The 17,160-nt window shown below is 61.8% G+C and carries 16 protein-coding genes and 1 pseudogene; 3 read left to right on the top strand and 14 right to left on the bottom strand.

What is annotated here, in order from left to right; genetic code table 11:
• Positions 1–132: 132 nt before the first annotated feature.
• The 10 genes from D3880_RS10715 to acnB all read right to left on the bottom strand — a co-directional run bounded on the left by D3880_RS10715 (position 133) and on the right by acnB (position 12,456).
• Positions 133–1,800, bottom strand: a complete 1,668-nt coding sequence (locus tag D3880_RS10715; RefSeq protein WP_119893439.1) for a bifunctional protein-serine/threonine kinase/phosphatase — start codon at positions 1,798–1,800, stop codon at positions 133–135.
• 104 nt (positions 1,801–1,904) lie between these two features.
• On the bottom strand, positions 1,905–3,116 hold the full coding sequence (locus tag D3880_RS10720) for a nitrate/nitrite transporter (RefSeq protein WP_119893440.1): 1,212 nt from the start codon (positions 3,114–3,116) through the stop codon (positions 1,905–1,907).
• 421 nt (positions 3,117–3,537) lie between these two features.
• Positions 3,538–3,981, bottom strand: coding sequence for a thioesterase family protein (locus D3880_RS10725; RefSeq protein WP_119893441.1), 444 nt, complete (start codon positions 3,979–3,981; stop codon positions 3,538–3,540).
• A gap of 100 nt (positions 3,982–4,081) precedes the next feature.
• Complete coding sequence (locus tag D3880_RS10730; protein ID WP_119893442.1) at positions 4,082–4,771, bottom strand: polysaccharide lyase family 7 protein; 690 nt, start codon at positions 4,769–4,771, stop codon at positions 4,082–4,084.
• Positions 4,772–5,042: 271 nt separating this feature from the next.
• Entirely contained in the window at positions 5,043–5,708 is a 666-nt protein-coding gene (locus D3880_RS10735; RefSeq protein ID WP_119893443.1) for a hypothetical protein, read from the bottom strand.
• Positions 5,709–6,147: 439 nt separating this feature from the next.
• The gene (gene alaC / locus D3880_RS10740) at positions 6,148–7,392 is read right to left on the bottom strand and encodes an alanine transaminase (RefSeq protein WP_119893444.1); all 1,245 of its coding nucleotides are present in this window, start codon (positions 7,390–7,392) and stop codon (positions 6,148–6,150) included.
• Between the two features lie 116 nt (positions 7,393–7,508).
• Positions 7,509–8,087, bottom strand: coding sequence for an ANTAR domain-containing response regulator (locus D3880_RS10745; protein WP_119893445.1), 579 nt, complete (start codon positions 8,085–8,087; stop codon positions 7,509–7,511).
• Between the two features lie 20 nt (positions 8,088–8,107).
• On the bottom strand, positions 8,108–9,325 hold the full coding sequence (locus D3880_RS10750; protein ID WP_119893446.1) for a CmpA/NrtA family ABC transporter substrate-binding protein: 1,218 nt from the start codon (positions 9,323–9,325) through the stop codon (positions 8,108–8,110).
• Between the two features lie 196 nt (positions 9,326–9,521).
• Complete coding sequence (locus D3880_RS10755) at positions 9,522–9,731, bottom strand: YgdI/YgdR family lipoprotein (protein WP_119893447.1); 210 nt, start codon at positions 9,729–9,731, stop codon at positions 9,522–9,524.
• A 124-nt stretch (positions 9,732–9,855) separates the two neighbouring features.
• Complete coding sequence (gene acnB, locus D3880_RS10760; RefSeq protein WP_119893448.1) at positions 9,856–12,456, bottom strand: bifunctional aconitate hydratase 2/2-methylisocitrate dehydratase; 2,601 nt, start codon at positions 12,454–12,456, stop codon at positions 9,856–9,858.
• Between the two features lie 398 nt (positions 12,457–12,854).
• Here acnB and D3880_RS10765 point away from each other — a divergent pair, with 398 nt between their 5' ends.
• A complete protein-coding gene (locus D3880_RS10765) occupies positions 12,855–13,331 on the top strand; it encodes a DUF1289 domain-containing protein (RefSeq protein WP_119893449.1) in 477 nt (158 codons plus the stop codon).
• Positions 13,332–13,391: 60 nt separating this feature from the next.
• On the opposite strand, the gene D3880_RS10770 is transcribed toward D3880_RS10765, so the two are convergent.
• Positions 13,392–14,255, bottom strand: coding sequence for a universal stress protein (locus tag D3880_RS10770; protein ID WP_119893450.1), 864 nt, complete (start codon positions 14,253–14,255; stop codon positions 13,392–13,394).
• Between the two features lie 296 nt (positions 14,256–14,551).
• On the opposite strand from D3880_RS10770, the gene D3880_RS10775 reads away from it, so the two are divergent.
• Both D3880_RS10775 and D3880_RS10780 read left to right on the top strand, forming a co-directional pair.
• Positions 14,552–15,157, top strand: coding sequence for a MiaE family protein (locus D3880_RS10775; RefSeq protein ID WP_119893451.1), 606 nt, complete (start codon positions 14,552–14,554; stop codon positions 15,155–15,157).
• 115 nt (positions 15,158–15,272) lie between these two features.
• Complete coding sequence (locus D3880_RS10780; RefSeq protein ID WP_119893452.1) at positions 15,273–15,488, top strand: hypothetical protein; 216 nt, start codon at positions 15,273–15,275, stop codon at positions 15,486–15,488.
• 170 nt (positions 15,489–15,658) lie between these two features.
• On the opposite strand, the pseudogene D3880_RS22925 reads toward D3880_RS10780, so the two are convergent.
• The 3 genes and pseudogenes from D3880_RS22925 to D3880_RS10795 all read right to left on the bottom strand — a co-directional run.
• Positions 15,659–15,820: pseudogene (locus D3880_RS22925) on the bottom strand (alpha/beta fold hydrolase); the annotation flags it as partial.
• A 91-nt stretch (positions 15,821–15,911) separates the two neighbouring features.
• Positions 15,912–16,634, bottom strand: a complete 723-nt coding sequence (lpxH, locus tag D3880_RS10790; RefSeq protein WP_119893453.1) for a UDP-2,3-diacylglucosamine diphosphatase — start codon at positions 16,632–16,634, stop codon at positions 15,912–15,914.
• Entirely contained in the window at positions 16,631–17,125 is a 495-nt protein-coding gene (locus D3880_RS10795; protein WP_119893454.1) for a peptidylprolyl isomerase, read from the bottom strand. Before D3880_RS10795 ends, lpxH begins: the two co-directional genes overlap by 4 nt.
• Positions 17,126–17,160 lie beyond the last annotated feature (35 nt).

The raw sequence follows: 17,160 nt of genomic DNA on the forward strand, positions 1-17,160 counted from the left end.
TAGGTGTTGAACGCTATGTATAGCTGCTGAATCAAGCCGGGATGAGGCGTGGTGCAATCTTTTCGCGCATTCCAGCGCTCTGCACTAAGCGCCTAGACGCGCTGATGGTGCGTGGAGCGCCTAGGTTGGCTTTCAGGCGGAGAGCAGCAGCACCAGCAGCAGGTTGAGCAGCAGCGAAACCAGCGCCACGCCGCGCCAGACCTTCAGCGGTTCGCGCTCCAGCAGTGGGCGCGGGCGCACGCTGAGGGCCTGGCGTTCGCCCTGTTCGAGGATCAGCAGCCATTCCTCGGCGGTTTCGTAGCGCTGCGCCGGGTCGGCGGCGACGGCCCGCTTGAGGCAGTCGTCGAGCCAGGTCGGCAGGTCGGGGCGGTAGCGGCTGGCCGGGGTCGGTTGGCCGAAGCGCGGGTGCTGGAAGGCTTCGATCTCGCCGTGCGGGTAGTGCCCGGTGAGCAGGTGGTAGAGCGTCACGCCGGCGGCGTAGAGGTCCTGCTGCGGGCTGGGTGGGGTGCCGGTGAAGGCTTCCGGAGCGATGTAGCTGGGAGTGCCGGGCAGGCTGTGGGCCTCGTCGCGGGACAGTCCAGGGCAGTAGGCGAGGCCGAAGTCCAGCACGCGCAGCTCGCCGTCGTCGCCCCACAGCAGGTTGTCCGGCTTGATGTCGCGGTGCAGGATGTTGCGCCGGTGCAGCATGCCCAGGGCCTTGAGCAGGCGCGCGGCGATGTCCAGCCATTCCGGCAGGCCCACCGGGCCGTTCAGGCGCAGGTGCTCGGCCAGGGTCTGACCGGAGTATTCGCGCTGGACGTAGTAGAGGTGCTGACGCTGCGGCAGCGGGTGGACTTCCGGGAAGTGCCGGCCGGCGACCCGGCGCAGGAACCACTCCTCGAGCAGCAGCGCCGGGCCGGCCTGCGGTTCGTCGGCGCGGCTGGCCGGCAGGGTTTTCAGCAGCCAGCGTCGCGTTTGGCCATCGCGCACGCGGTAGACCAGCGACTGGCGGCTTTCACTGAGCAGGCGTTCGATCTGCCAGCCTTCGAACTCCTGACCTTCGCGCAGTTTCGGCGGCAGCGGCCAGTGGTCGAGTTGGGCCAGGGTGTCGCTCAGCGCACTTTCCGGCAGGTCGCCAACCTCCACCAGCAGAGCGCTGGCGTTGTCCTGGCTGCCGGCCAGGTGGGCGGCGCTAACCAGCGCCTGGCAGATGGCGTTGGGCTCGTCGGCATCCTGCAGGATCTGCTGGATGCGGTTATCGCCGAGAACGGCCCAGACGCCGTCGCTGACCAGCAGGAAGCACTCGCCGGCGCGCAGTTCGCCGTCGAGATAATCCACCACCAGATGCTGATCCAGACCCAGCGCGCGCTTGAGCACATGCTGCATGCCTGGCTGGTCCCACACGTGGTCCTCGCTGAGGCGCTGCAGCTCGCCGGCATGCCAGCGGTAGGCGCGACAGTCGCCGACATGCGCGAGGGTGAAGCGCCGCCCGCGCAGCACCAAGGCGGTAAGGGTGGTGAGCAGTGGTTGACCACCGCCATTGGCGCGCAGCCAGCGGTTGTGGGCCAGCAACAGGCGTTCCAGGGATTGCGCCACCGCCCAGGTTTCCGGGGTGGCGTAGTAGTCCAGCGCCAGCGCCTGCAGGGTTGCCCGCGCGGCCAGGCCGCCATCGGCACACTGGCTGACGCCGTCGGCGAGGGCGAACAGGTAGCCCTTGCTCGCCGCCAGCGTCGGCGCCGGGGTGACCACGCGCAGGGCGTCCTGGTTTTCCTCCCGCGGGCCGGTGGCGCTGGCTTCGCCGAAGCGTAATTGCAAGGTCATGGATGTATCCGAACTCTATGGCTTTCGTAGGATGGGTTGAGCTTGCGATACCCATCATGGAGACCGCATGGGTATCGCTGCGCTCAACCCATCCTACAAATAAGTCAGACGCGCGCGGCCGTGACCGCAGCCGAGCCCCAAGTGGTGCGCCAGCGTTGCTTGACGCCGTGCAGGCCGAACCAGGCGACCACGCCGAGGCTGGCGAACAGCCACAGGCCGAGCTGGTAGTCGCCGGTGTGCTGCTTGATTGCGCCGAGCCCGGCGGTCAGGCAGAAACCGCCGATGCCCCCGGCCATGCCGATCAGGCCGGTCATCACGCCGATCTCCTTGCGAAAGCGCTGCGGTACCAGTTGGAACACCGCGCCGTTGCCGGCACCGAGGCTGAGCATGGCCATCACGAACAAGGCCAGGGCCACGGTCGAGCTGGAGATGTGGAAGCCCACCGCGGCGATGCAGATGGCCGCCACGGTGTAGACCACCAGCAGGCTGCGAATGCCGCCAATGCGGTCGGCAAAGGCGCCGCCCAGCGGGCGCATCAGGCTGCCGGCGAACACGCAGGCGGCGGTGTAGTAGCCGGCGGTCACCGGCGCCAGGCCGTATTGGTCGTGGAAGTAGCCGGGCAGGGTGCTGGCCAGGCCGAGGAAGCCGCCGAAGGTGACGCTGTAGAAGAACATGAACCACCAGCTGTCGCGGTCGCCGAGGGCCTTGAGGTAATCGGCCAGGGCCTTGGGCGCCGGGCGTTCGGGGGCATTCTTGGCGACGGTGGCGAAGATGATCAGGGTCAGCACCAGCGGAATCAGCGCCAGGCCGAACACGCTGTTCCAGCCGAACAGTGTCGCCAGCCCCGGAGCGAACAGCGCTGCCAGCACGGTGCCGGAATTGCCGGCGCCGGCGATGCCCATGGCCTTGCCCTGGTGCTGCGGCGGATACCACTGCGAAGCCAGCGGCAGGGCGACGGCGAAGGAAGCACCGGCAAAGCCGAGGAACAGGCCAAGCAGCAGCGCCTGCTCATAGCTGTGGACGCCGAGCTGCCAGGTGCCTAACAGCGCGCCAATGACGATCACCTGGCCAACAATGCCGGCACTCTTCGGTGAGGTCCGATCGGCCAGCAGGCCCATCAGAAAACGCAGCACGGCACCGGCGAGAATCGGCGTGGCGACCATCATCGCCCGCTGCTGGGTGGTCAGGCCGAGGTCAGCGGCGATCTGCACGCCGAGCGGGCCGAGCACATACCAGACCATGAAGCTCAGGTCGAAATACAGAAATGCGGCGAACAGGGTTGGCGTATGCCCGGCCTTCCAGAAACTTGTATTCATCTAACACCTCATCCTGATGTAGGGCCCGGCGGTTGCGATTCACCGTGATCGTGGGCACGGCAGTCGCAACCGGCCGGGAAGGCGTCGTGCTTGTGGCACGCCGCCTGTGGCCGAAGCCACAGCGGGTTGAAAGAGTTACAAGCGGAGCGCCGGATCGCGGTCGCTCCACCGGCCCCGATCTCTGGGGCCAAAACGAAAAAACGTCGCAACACCTGACGCCGTGAGGGCGAAGGGCGGGCGACGTCTTTGTCGTGTGTGGAGGCAACCGCCATTGGTTACCTGTATCAGCTGTTTAGCAAAAGCTGAGCCAAGTCTGTGAAGCGCCAATTTTCAGAGGGGGCGACGCTAGGCGGGGCGGCTTAACGATGCAAAAGGGCGCGTTATGCGCACCCTCGTGCGTCGTGTTGGGGCGTCGTTACGGTCAGTCGACCCAGTTGACCATGGGGAAGGTGGCACGAAAGCCCTCGGGCATCGGCACCACCTTGGACTGCTGATAATCGAAGAACACGAAGCCAGACTTGGCCATGGCCACCAACGCGCCGTCGGCCGGGCGGCTGATGCGAAAGATGATGTCGCCGCCGTACTTGTTGAAGTCCATCACGCCGACCTCGAACAGCAGTTGGTCGCGGGCGTGGGCTTCGGCTTTGTAGGTGGTGGCCAGGTCGGTGACGATGATGCCGGTGTCGCCGGACGTGACTTCCTTGATGCCGAAATCGAACAGGAAGCGTGCACGAGCCTCGGAGATCATCGAGATCATCGAGTCGTTACCCAGGTGGTTGGCACCATTGATGTCGGTGACCCGCACGGTGAGGTGGGTGCTGTAGCAGAACAGTTCTTCGGGGAATTCGAGTTTCAGGCGAGCCATGGTCGATCTCGGGCGTTCGGTAGGACAAGGGGGGCGATTCTACCTGCGCCGCCCCTCCCGTGACTCGCTCGATCGAACTAGATGCCGCGCGGGCGGGGGCTCACTTGTGCGCCGCATTCAGCCAGTAGAAGGTCACCCGGCCGCCTTCGGTGTCCGGCCCATAGTTGTCCTGTACATAGGCACCGGCCTTGAAGTAGAGCAGTTGCTTGCCCCAGTAGGCACTGATCGGCTGGTAGTGCGAGCCCTGGTCGCCGTCGCTGCTGGTCACTCTGATGCCGAGATTGCCGCTGGGCGTCAGGCGCAGGTCGTAGCCGAAGCGCTCGCCGAGCCGGATGTTCTCGGCGATCAGGATGTTCTGCACCGTCGTGTCGCCGGGCCGCTTGCGCAGCAGCGCCTCGATGCGGCCGACGCCGTTGTAGTAGTGGTACTGCAACTTGAGCAGCGGATCGTTCTCGCTGCCGGGCTGGTCCTTGCTGTGGATCTGGCCGATGACGATTTTGTTCTTGCTCGGCACCTGGGTGACGGTCAGCACCGCGCTCAGGTAGTTGTCGGCCTGGGCGTAGGGCCAGTTGTTGAGCGTGCCGTCGGCTTGGGTTTCGCGCAATTCGCTGCGCGGGTAGCGGGCGTCCTCGCTATGGCTGCCGGTGACTGGCACCCAGAAAGTCACGCTGCCGTCCGAGTTGCGGCGGAAATACTGGCTCTCGTAACCGTTGTTGAGGCGGGCGGTGTCGATTTGGGTCGCGGAGGTGAGGGTGGGGATGCTGAGGGCCCAGGTGCTGAGATCGATCACTGGCAGTCCTTATGAATGATGGAGACGGAAATAGCTCCTATTCGTGGCCTGGCGGCGTGACAAGTTCAAAAGCGCTGACGAGCGGAGTGGTAGCGATGGAATGGTGAGAACTGTATTTTCGTCAAATAGCGGTTGATAACGCTAAATATGATTGCAGGATTGAGTTTTGCTTGGGGGGATGTCGCGGAGGGGGCAGGCTGGATATGAAATATAGGGCAGTGAGCTATTAAATATTTGAACGTCCCTGTTCAATTTATATTGGTGTTTTGTATTACCGATGATTGACTGCCAGGATCCCGGCGTAAGCCATACGGGGTGCAGGTTTGGTTTTGCTTCTGGAAGTTTTCCAATCAATCAGCAGAAGCATCATGGCGAAGCCCGCGGCAATCAGCAGCGGATAGGCAATCAAGAGTTCTTGCAGGCTGTATTTCCACGCCAGCGGTCGGCCAACGCCCAGCATGGCGGCGTACAACCAGGACACGCCGGAAACGGTGCCGGCGAAAACGGCCAGGGTACGCGCGTTGGCTTCCAGCTTGAGAATGCAGCCGGCCTTGGTCATGGCGGGCATGACGACGTGGTGCAGGAGGAAACCATTGATGGTCAGCAGCGCCACGATAAGGATCTTGGCTTGCAGTTTGGGGTTGAGGAAGTATTCCTCGCCCTTGATCGATGCATCCAGGCCAATAATCATCAGGCCGGTGATCCACAGGGCGGCAAGTGCGATCAATACGGTGTTTTTGAGTTGGACAAGGTGGTGAGGATCCTGCTGGGAAGTGTCACCGGTGATTAATCTTTTTATCATCGCGGAGTCGCTGACGATAACCATTCCGATGGCTACACAGCAGGCGATAAGATGTGCGTATACGATTGCCAAGCGCAATAGCTCCATGGTTCCTTCCTGCTTGAGCAGGGAAGTAAAGAACAAATAAATTTCCATGGGGTTATACCTCTTGTTGTAACGGTTGATTATTGAGTCGACGCTTATGCGTCGTTGTCGGGGTGCTACTCCAGCGCCTCAGTAATTTTCATTTTTCCGCCCAATTTGCGGAGTCTTGTAATTATGTGTGGTTGGGCTTGTCCTTTTCCCAGGCAAAAGATGCCTACGCACATGACTCGTGCTAGAAGCAATATTTCTCCTTGGGTGTACCGGATGCCCAAAAGCACGAGGCCGACGCTCTGTGTTCAGACATGGTGTGAGAACAAGGATACGCGATTTTGTTCCGACTTTGGTCGTAATGGCGGAGTGAAAGCCGACGAGCGGCAAATTCCGTGCCAGCCGCGGCAAGCCGCCGAAATAGCGGTATGCCGCGAGGCAGATGGGTTGCGAGTGAAAATTCTGATCAGGCAGTCAAGACCTTGCGTCAATAATATGACTGTCAGTTTTCGGTGTTTTTGCTCTCAGTTCGCATTGCGATCGGAGCATCCAGCAAGCCATTGGCACGGAACATATTCTTAATTCCGCGCACGGCCTGGCGAATGCGTTCCTGGTTTTCGATCAGGGCGAAGCGCACATGGTCATCGCCATAGTCGCCGAAACCGATCCCTGGCGAGACGCAGACTTTGGCCTCGGCCAGCAGCTTCTTGGCGAACTCCAGCGAGCCGAGTTGGACATAAGGCTCGGGGATCTTGGCCCAGACGTACATCGAGGCCTTCGGGTTTTCGACCATCCAGCCCAGCTCATGCAGACCCTTGACCAGCACGTTGCGGCGCTGGCGGTACTGCTCGGCGATATCCCGTACGCATTGCTGGTCGCCTTCCAGTGCGGCAATAGCGGCCACCTGCAGTGGGGTGAAGGTGCCGTAGTCGTGGTAGCTCTTGATCCGTGCCAGGGCGCTGACCAGTTCCGGATTGCCAACCATGAAGCCGATCCGCCAGCCGGCCATGTTGTAGCTCTTCGACAGGGTGAAGAACTCCACGGCGATGTCCTTGGCGCCCGGCACCTGCATGATCGACGGGGCTTTCCAGCCGTCGTAGACGATATCGGCGTAAGCCAAATCGTGGATCACCAGCACGTCGTACTGCTTGGCCAGAGCCACCACGCGCTCGAAGAAATCCAGCTCGACGCACTGGGCGGTGGGGTTGGAGGGAAAGCCGAGGATCATCATCTTCGGCTTTGGGATGCTCTCGCGGATCGCTCGTTCCAGCTCATTGAAGAAGTCCACGCCGGGCACCAGCGGTACCGAGCGCACCTGGGCGCCGGCGATTACCGCGCCATAGATGTGGATCGGGTAACTGGGGTTGGGCACCAGCACGGTGTCACCGTGATCGAGAGTGGCCAGCATCAGGTGCGCCAGGCCTTCCTTGGAGCCGATGGTGACGATCGCTTCGCTTTCCGGGTCGATCTCCACCTCGTAGCGCTCGGCGTACCAGCGCGAAATGGCGCGACGCAGGCGTGGGATGCCGCGGGAGGTGGAGTAGCCGTGGGTGTCTTCGCGTTGAGCGACCTGCACCAGCTTCTCGACGATGTGAGGCGGGGTGGCACCGTCGGGGTTGCCCATGCTGAGGTCGATGATGTCCTCGCCGCGGCGGCGGGCGGCCATCTTCAGTTCGGCGGTGATGTTGAAAACGTAGGGGGGGAGACGATCGATGCGCGCAAAGCGACGCGAAGCTTGTTCAGCCATGCTTTCCTCGGAAACGTAAGCGCCCGGAACCGTCCGAGCGACGTCGGCCACTGCGGTGGCCTGCGGCGAAGATAAGCGGGCGCGAGGGCGACTGTCGAGGAGTTTGTCGGCCCGCGTCAGGGGCCGAGCAATTCGCTCATGGCGATAATCTGTTCGGCGACCTGGATCAGCTTCTGCTGACGGCTCATGGCCTGGCGGCGCATCAGGGTGTAGGCCTCTTCCTCGTTGCAGTTTTTCATCTTCATCAGGATGCCTTTGGCCTGCTCGATGCGCTTGCGTTCGGCCAGCTGCGCTTCGCGTGCCTGCAGTTGTGCGCGCAGCGCCTGATCGCTCTCGAAGCGCAGCATGGCAACATCGAGGATCGGCTTCAGGCGCTGCGCCTGGATGCCTTCGACGATGTAGGCGCTGACCCCGGCCTGGATGGCCTGGCGCATCACGCTGGGGTCCTGCTCGTCGGTGAATAGCACGATGGGCCGTGGCTGGTCGCGGCTGACCAGCACCACCTGTTCCATCACGTCGCGGCCGGGAGATTCGCTGTCGATCAGCACGACGTCGGGACGTATCGCCTCGACTCGTGCCGGCAAATCGATGGTCAGCCCCGATTCGTCGATCACCTCGAAGCCGGCCTCAATCAGCGCGGCTTTCAGGCGGCCAACCTTCTTTTGGGTGTCGTTGATCAGGAGAATTCGCAGCATGGGTGGGTTCCTCCTCGACATCACAGCGCGGCTGTCCGGGTGTGGTCACTCAGGGCGTGCAGGGCGAAGCTGCGCGCATAGCCGGCCGGGTCGCTGCCATCCCAGATTTTACCGTCGATCAGCGTTGAGCGGCGCATCGGCTCGGCCGGCACGTCGATGCCGAGGGCACTGGCAGCTTGCTGGTATAGCTCGATCTGCTGAACCTGCCGGACCACGGCGAGGTAATCGGGATCGCTGCGCAGCAGGCCCCAGCGGCGGAACTGGGTCATGAACCACATGGCATCGGACAGGTAGGGCATGTTCACCGCGCCCTCGGCGAAGAAGCGCAAGGGGTGCTGGTCCTCCCAACTGTTGCCCAGGCCATCCTGGTAATGACCGAGAAAGCGTGGCTCGATGGCCGACAGCGGGGCGCCGATGTAGTCGTCACCGCTGATTAGCTGGGCGGTGCTGCGCTTGTTGTCCAGGCTGGCTTCGATGAAGCGGCTCGCTTCCAGCAGTGCCATGGTCAGCGCGCGGGCGGTATTCGGGTGGCTGTCGACGAATTCGCGGGTGACGCCGAGCACCTTCTCCGGATGGTCGGCCCAGATCATCTGGCTGGTGGCGAGGGTGAAGCCCTGGCCTTCCTCGACCGCCAGCGCCCCCCAGGGGCCACCGGCACAGAAACCGTCGATGCGCCCGGCCTTGAGGTGAGCAACCATTTGCGCAGGCGGCACGACCACGCTGTGCACGTCTTCAAGCGGGTGAATGCCCTGGCTGGCCAGCCAATAGTTGAGCCACATGGCGTGGGTGCCGGTGGGGAATGTCTGGGCGAAGGTCAGTTTTGCACTGTTTTGGAGCGCTCGCGTGAGCAGTGCTTCGGCGCTGGTCACGCCCGAGCGCTTGAGCGGTTCGGAGAGGTTGATCGCCTGGCCGTTCTGGCACAGTCCCATCAGAATGGCCATCTCGGTGGCATTGCCGCCAATGCCCAGGTGGATGCCATAGACCTGGCCATACAGCATCTGCGCGGCATCCAGCTCGCCACTCAGCAGTTTGTCGCGCAGGGTGGCCCAGGAGCCCTGGCGATGCAGATTGAGCGTTAGTCCGTAGGGCTGGGCAAAGCCCTGGGTCGCCGCCACGATCAGCGAGGCCGAGTCGGTCAGCGGCATGAAGCCGAGATCGAGGACGCTTTTTTCCGGTGCATCGCTGCCGGCTACCCAGGCCAGGTGGTCCGCGCGGGTGTCGGTTTTATTTGCTGTCATGCTTCGTTCCATCGCAGGGCAAAAAGGCGCCGCCCGGTCGCTGCGATCAGCCACCGGAAACGACGCCATTGTCTATGAGGCTGCTCCGCCGTTGGAGCAGTTTGCCGATTGCGAAGCAAGCGATATGCCAGCGTCTGTGGCGTGGGGATAAAGAAAGCCCCGCCGAGGCGGGGCAAAGATTGAGGAAGGAGCTACCTCAACGTTCGATGATCTGTTTCACCTGGGCCTGGGGGATCTGTTGCTCGCGTCCCTCACTGTCTTCGAAGCGGAGCATGCCGGTGTCTTCGTCGAGTTCGGGTTTATTGTCGGTGGTCAGCAGCTGGCCGTCGGTAGTGGAAATCAGGTATTCGCTGGCACAACCGCCGAGGCTGAGCAGGCAAATTGCAGCGAGAATCCAAGCCTTCATGTGCACCTCCTATGATCCGTCGGTAGGCCTTAATTGGAAGGTAGTCACTGTTGGCCCGTCTGCAAGAGCCGGCTAGAAAGAAAAAGCCCCGCACTAGGCGGGGCTCTTCTTGACGCTTTGCTCGTTAGGCTTGAACGACCGGGATATTGGCGTTCGCAGCGGCTTCACGGAACTCGGCGATCTGGTCGAAGCTCAGGTAGCGGTAAACGTCGGCAGCCATGCTGTCGATGTCCTTCGCGTAGACCATGTACTCCTCGACGGTCGGCAGCTTACCGAGGATGGAGGCAACAGCCGCCAGCTCAGCCGAGGCGAGGAACACGTTGGCGCCATCGCCCAGGCGGTTCGGGAAGTTACGAGTCGAAGTCGACACCACGGTGGAGTTGGCAGCCACGCGCGCCTGGTTACCCATGCACAGCGAGCAGCCCGGCATTTCCATGCGCGCGCCGGCTTTGCCGTAGATGCCGTAGTAGCCTTCCTCGGTCAGCTGGTGGGCGTCCATCTTGGTCGGCGGCGACAGCCACAGACGAGTCGGGATGCCACCTTTGACCTTGTCGAGCAGCTTACCGGCAGCGCGGAAGTGACCGATGTTGGTCATGCAGGAACCGATGAACACTTCGTCGATCTTCTGACCTTGGACGCTGGACAGCAGGCGCGCATCGTCCGGATCGTTCGGAGCGCAGAGCACAGGCTCTTTCACTTCGTTCAGATCGATCTCGATGATCTCGGCGTACTCGGCGTCCTTGTCGGCTTCCAACAGTTGCGGATTGGCCAGCCAGGCTTCCATCGCTTGGGCGCGACGTTCCATGGTGCGCGCATCGCCGTAGCCTTCGCTGATCATCCAGCGCAGCAGGGTGATGTTGGACTGCAGGTACTCGGCGATGGCCTTTTCCGGCAGCTTGATGGTGCAACCAGCGGCGGAACGCTCGGCCGAGGCGTCGGACAGCTCGAACGCTTGTTCGACGGTCAGCTCGTCCAGCCCTTCGATCTCGAGGATGCGGCCGGAGAAGGCGTTCTTCTTGCCTTTCTTCTCGACGGTCAGCAGGCCCTTCTGGATGGCGTAGTAAGGGATGGCATGCACCAGGTCGCGCAGGGTGATCCCCGGCTGCATTTTGCCCTTGAAGCGCACCAGCACGGATTCCGGCATGTCCAGCGGCATCACGCCAGTCGCGGCGGCGAAGGCGACCAGGCCGGAGCCGGCCGGGAAGGAGATGCCGATCGGGAAACGGGTGTGCGAGTCGCCACCGGTGCCGACGGTATCCGGCAGCAGCATGCGGTTCAGCCAGCTGTGGATGATGCCGTCGCCCGGACGCAGGGACACGCCGCCACGGGTGCGGATGAAGTCCGGCAGGGTGTGGTGGGTGTTGACGTCGATCGGCTTCGGATAGGCCGCAGTGTGGCAGAAGGACTGCATCACCAGGTCGGCGGAGAAGCCCAGGCAAGCCAGGTCTTTCAGCTCGTCGCGGGTCATCGGGCCAGTGGTGTCCTGGGAGCCGACGGTGGTCATCTTCGGCTCGCAGTAGGTGCCCGGACGCACGCCGGCTACGCCGCACGCCTTGCCGACCATCTTCTGTGCCAGGGTGAAGCCCTTGCCGCTGTCAGCCGGCTGTTCCGGCTTCTTGAACAGATCGGAGGAGGGCAGGCCCAGTTCGGCACGGGCCTTCTCGGTCAGGCCGCGGCCGACGATCAGCGGGATACGGCCGCCAGCGCGGACTTCGTCGAGCAGCACCGGAGTCTTCAGCTCGAAGGTGGTGATGACCTCTTCGCTGCCGTGCTTGCACACCTTGCCAGCGTACGGATAGACGTCGATCACGTCGCCCATGTTCAGGTTGGCAACGTCGAATTCGATCGGCAGGGCGCCGGCGTCTTCCATGGTGTTGTAGAAGATCGGAGCAATCTTGTTGCCGAAGCAGAAGCCGCCGGCGCGCTTGTTCGGCACGTAGGGTACGTCATCGCCGAAGAACCACAGCACCGAGTTGGTGGCGGATTTGCGCGAAGAACCGGTGCCGACCACGTCACCGACGTAGGCGACCGGGAAGCCCTTGGCTTTGACTTCTTCGATCTGCTTCAGCGGGCCGATGGCGCCTTGCTGCTCGGGGACGATGCCGTCGCGGGCCATTTTCAGCATGGCCAGGGCGTGCAGCGGGATGTCCGGGCGCGACCAGGCATCGGGAGCCGGCGACAGGTCATCGGTGTTGGTTTCGCCCGGGACCTTGAACACGGTCAGGCTGTACTTCTCGGCGATGGCCGGCTTGTTGGTGAACCACTCGCCATCGGCCCAGGACTTCAGCACGGCTTGGGCGTTGGCGTTGCCGTTCTTGGCGCGCTCGGCGACGTCGTGGAAGGCATCGAACATCAGCAGGGTGTGCTTCAGCTGTTTGGCGGCGGCGGCAGACAGCTCGGCGCTGTCCAGCAGCTCGACCAGGGTGGCGATGTTGTAGCCGCCCTGCATGGTGCCCAGCAGCTCCACGGCGCGTTGCTTGTTGATCAGCGGGGAGTTGGCTTCGCCTTTGGCGATCGCGGAGAGGAAGCCGGCCTTGACGTAGGCAGCTTCGTCCACACCCGGCGGAATGCGGTTGGTGATCAGGTCGAGGAGGACGGCTTCTTCACCAGCCGGAGGATTCTTCAGCAGCTCGACCAGGCCTGCAGTTTGTTCGGCGTTCAGCGGCTGGGGGACGATACCCTGAGCGGCACGCTCTTCTACATGTTTGCGATAGGCTTCAAGCACAGTTATTACCCTCATCAGTGGTCCCAAAGGGTGTCCGGGACGCATTCAGGGAACCGCTAAACACATCCGCGCAGCAGCTTTATGAGCTGAGAGCGATGGTTTCAGTGGCCCCATCCAGAAGCTGTTTTCAAAGTTTTACGCTTGCAGGAAGGGAGGGATGAGGGGTGGCGCTGGCTCGGAACTCGAAAGCCAGTGCCAACATCTTCCTGCTGGAAACAACTGTGCTCGTGACGCTTTGAAAACAGCTTCCAACGGACATCGGCGCCTAAAAGGCGGAGGGATTCTACTGGAAAGGCTCGGCAAAGTTAAGCTAAAACCCGCATGGAAACTGGGGTGACCCTGCCTAGACAAAGGGCTAAGATGCCAGCCTGTTCCGCCTGCCTATATCCACCACCGCTATGTCCAACCAGCGTATCAAGACTCCTTGCGTCGGCCTCTGTTCCACGGTGTACGGCGATCTGGTCTGCCGCGGCTGCAAGCGCTTTCATCATGAAGTGGTGAACTGGAACCTCTACAAGGAGGAGGAAAAGCGCGCGGTTTGGCGGCGTTTGGAGATTCTGCTGGTTCAGGTGATGGGGGCGAAGCTGGATGTTTTCGACGCCACACGCCTGCGTAGCCAGCTCGAGCAGCACAAGATCCGCTTCGTGCCGGAGCAATCGCCGTATTGCTGGGCCTACCAGCTGATCGCCCGCGGCGCCCGCCTGATCAGCCAGCTGGAAGCCTATGGTGTGGCCTTGTTGCCCGAGTTCCGTCATTGGGCGCTGCCGGAATTGCGTGACGCCATCGATCGCGAGTTCTTCCTGTTGTCGGAAGCGCACTACGAGCGCTATATCGCGCCGCGTTTTCTGCTCGAGGGCGTGGAAAGCCGCGTTTGAGTCCGGCTTGCAGACAACAAAGCCGCCAATAGGCGGCTTTGTTGTCTGTGGGGGAGGCGCTTAGCGCTGGGCGACCAGTTCCTCTAGGTGGGCGATGATGTCGTCCGGCTTCAACACCAGCACATCGCTTTCCAAGGTATCCAGTACCACTTCGGCGGTATTGCCGATCAGCGCGCCGGACAGGCCGGTGCGGCCCACCGTGCCGATTACCGTGACGGCCGCGCCGAGCTTGTGAGCTGTTTGGGGAATGAGCACGTCGGCCGGACCTTCCTCGATATGCAGCTGTTCATCGCTGAGTTCGTATTCGGCCTGGAAGCTCTTGCACTGCTCGCGGTAGCGCTCCTCGATGGTTTCCTTGAGCTGGAATACCGGGTCGGCCGCCGACAGCATTGGTGACGGATGGGCGGCGATGACGTGCAGATCGGCCTTGGCCAGGGCGGCGATTTCATAGGCGTGGCTGATGATGCTGGCATGCAGGGTGCGGTGCTCGCTGTCGGCATTGCCGACGTCGACGGCGGCGAGAATGGTGCCGCCCGCCCAGGGCTTGTCGGTTTTTACCATCAGCACCGGGCAGGGGCAAAAGCGCAGGATCTTCCAATCGTCCGGGGTGAGCAGGGCCTTTTTCACCGGGCTGTCCGGCAGGTGACGCTTGACCACCAGCCCGCAGCCTTCGGCCTGCTGAATGGCGATGATGGTTTGATGCAGGCTTTCATGCCAGGCCTGCTGGCTGGAGACGCTGTGGCCCTCCTGCTGCAGCGAAGCGCTCAAGCTATCGAGGAAGACGGAATGATCGTTCTTCTTGTCACAGATCAGCAGGTGCAGGTGCGATTGTGTGACGCTGGAGATGAGCTTGGCGCGTTTGAGTGCCAGGCCCTCTGGCTGATCGGCTTCCATCACTACCAGGATGCTGCGAATGGCTTGCATGGTCGTCTCCCTGAAATCTGCTTATGCCTTTTACTACTGTAATAGCCGTCAGGTTCTCGCCTTGTTGATCTAAATCAACTGCCCGGCTGGCCGTCCTGACCCGCATTCGTATAATGGCCCGCCCCGAACCCATCTGCCAGCGCCGCTAGGGCGCCTTCGTGAGCCCATGCAACTGCTTCCAGAAATCACCCCTTATTTACTTTGCCCGACGTCAGGCGCCTGGGCTACTCAGGCCTTGTTACACCAGTGCCTGCTAATGATCTGCCATACCTGTCCACGAACTGCAGGAGGCGGTCATGCTGCCTGAAGTTCATGATTTCCTGGGCTGCAGGACGCCTGCCGGCTGGGTCGAAGCGGCCTTGGCTCAGCAGGACATCATGCTGCTGGACCATAAAAACTGCGAATTCAAGGCGGCTTCGACAGCCCTCAGCTTGATCGCGAAGTACAATACCCATGTCGACCTGATCAACTACATGTCGCGCTTGGCTCGCGAAGAGTTGGTGCACCACGAGCAGGTCCTACGGATTTTGAAGAAGCGCAGAATCAACCTGCGTCCAGTCTCGGCAAGCCGCTATGCCTCGGGGCTGAGAGCCGCTGTCCGCACTCATGAACCGCACAAGTTGGTGGATACGCTCGTGGTAGGGGCGTTCATCGAGGCGCGTAGCTGTGAGCGTTTCGAGTCGGTGGTGCCGCATCTGGATGAGGAGCTGAGCAAGTTCTACTTCGGCCTGCTGAAGTCGGAGGTCCGACATTTCCAGAACTACCTGCGCTTTGCCTATCAATACGGTGATGCGGCGGACGTGGATCGGGTGATCGAAAAGGTCCGGGCCGTGGAGCGGGAATTGATCGAAAGCCCGGATAGCGAGTTCCGTTTTCATAGCGGTGTCCCGCAACTGGCATGATCTAGGTTTGAATCCCTTTCTCTGTGGCGTGTAGACGCCCAGGCAGGTCAATGCCAGTGGGGAATGGCAGCAGGCTACGCTTCCATACTAGGGACTGGCATTGAGCGGTGGCAGCATGAGTAATCAATCCCTGGATCAAGTCAAAGTTGAGTTCAAGGGACGAGAGTACAGCGCCGAATACGCTGTTTCTAAGGGTATGGTCAAAGTCACGTCAATCTATGGCGAGAGGTCAGTGCCGATTGGCGGGATGACCGTGGAGTGGGCGGCTCGACAGGCGCTTGAGGCGATCCTCAAGGCTGCTGATGCGCGCGGCGTTCTGGACGCCTACTAATGTTCTCAGTCGTATCCTCACGGAGTTCCCCAATTTCCCCCAAATTTCGGCCCCATGTTTTAGCTGGGCCGTAGAGCGGGAGTTGATCGAGAGCAATGAACGCGAGTTCCGCGTTCATTGCGGTGTCCCGCAAGTGGTGTGATATGGGGATTCTGTCCGCGGCATATTAAAAAGGTCTTGATGCAATCGTAGATATTCTTATGGTCGGTCATCATCCCTTGCATCCAGAAAGAATCGATCAACCCTTGTGAAGTCTTGGCGCCAGGCCGGTTGAACCCAAAGAGCGGCCTGCCAGCGATATCCTTGTACAGCTGCGAACGATCGGCGATGGAGCCGGCATGGGTATGCCGACGCCTGTCTCGGACCTTGAGCCGGAATGCAGTGTTCCTGCCTTATGGGGCTTCAGTTTGACCGTGGGTGGGCTCAGCTCAGCGCAAACGCATGTTGCTGAAAGCCATTGGCATCGACCAGTAAGGCCCAGCCCTGCTTGTCCCAGTCGCCCAGCACGATGCGCTGTGCGGCCGCGCCGTCGACCAGCAGGGGGTGCGTGGCCGGGCGATGGGTATGGCCATGGATCAGGGTCTTCACCCCGTAGGCGGCCATGATGCGTGGCACTTCCTCGGCAGTGACATCAATGATCTCGCTGGCTTTCATGCGCGTCTGAGTGCGACTTTCCTTGCGCAGCTTGCGCGCCAGTTTATGCCGGGTAGCCAGCGGCAGATGGCGCAGAATCCACAGCGTCAGCGGGTTGCGCAACCAGCGGCGCAGGCGCATGTAGGCCTCGTCCCGGGTGCACAGGCTGTCGCCGTGCATCAGCAGTACGGGCTCGCCGTTCAGCTGCGCCAGAGTCGGGTCGGCAAGCAGGGTGCAGCCGGCCTGGCGGCAGAAGTCCGCACCTATCATGAAGTCGCGGTTGCCGTGCATCAGATAGATCTTCGTGCCGCCGTCGCTCACTCGGCGCAGGGCCTGAGCGATCGAGCGCTGAAACGGGCTCATGGCGTCGTCGCCAATCCAGGCCTCGAAGAAGTCGCCGAGGATGTACAGCGCCTCGGCCTGAGTGGCGCGGGTCTGGAGAAAATGTAGAAACGCCCGGCTGATGTCCGGGCGCTCCTCTTCAAGATGCAGGTCGGAGATCAGCAGGATCAAGCGACGATCTCGGCCTTCTCGATGATCGCGTCGTCAACCGGTACGTCCTGGTGGCCGGAACGCATGGTGGTAGCGACGCCCTTGATCTTGTTCACCACGTCCATGCCCTCGACCACTTCACCGAACACGGTGTAGCCCCAGCCTTGGACGGTCGGTGCGCTATGGTCGAGGAAGGTGTTGTCGGAAACGTTGATGAAGAACTGCGCGGAAGCCGAATGCGGCTCCATGGTGCGGGCCATGGCGATGGTGCCGATCTTGTTCGAGACGCCGTTGTTGGCCTCGTTCTTGATCGTGGCGCGGGTGGCCTTCTGCTTCATGCCTGGCTCGAAACCGCCGCCCTGGATCATGAAGTTGCTGATCACCCGGTGGAAAATGGTGTTGTCATAATGACCGGCCTTCACGTACTCCTCGAAGTTGGCCACGGTTTCTGGGGCCTTGTCGGCGAAGAGGTTGAGGGTGATGACGCCGTAATTGGTATGCAGTTTGATCATGGTGGAATCGCTCTATCGAGAAAATCGAAGGTCTG

Source organism: Pseudomonas cavernae (genome assembly GCF_003595175.1).
Taxonomy (GTDB): domain Bacteria; phylum Pseudomonadota; class Gammaproteobacteria; order Pseudomonadales; family Pseudomonadaceae; genus Aquipseudomonas; species Aquipseudomonas cavernae.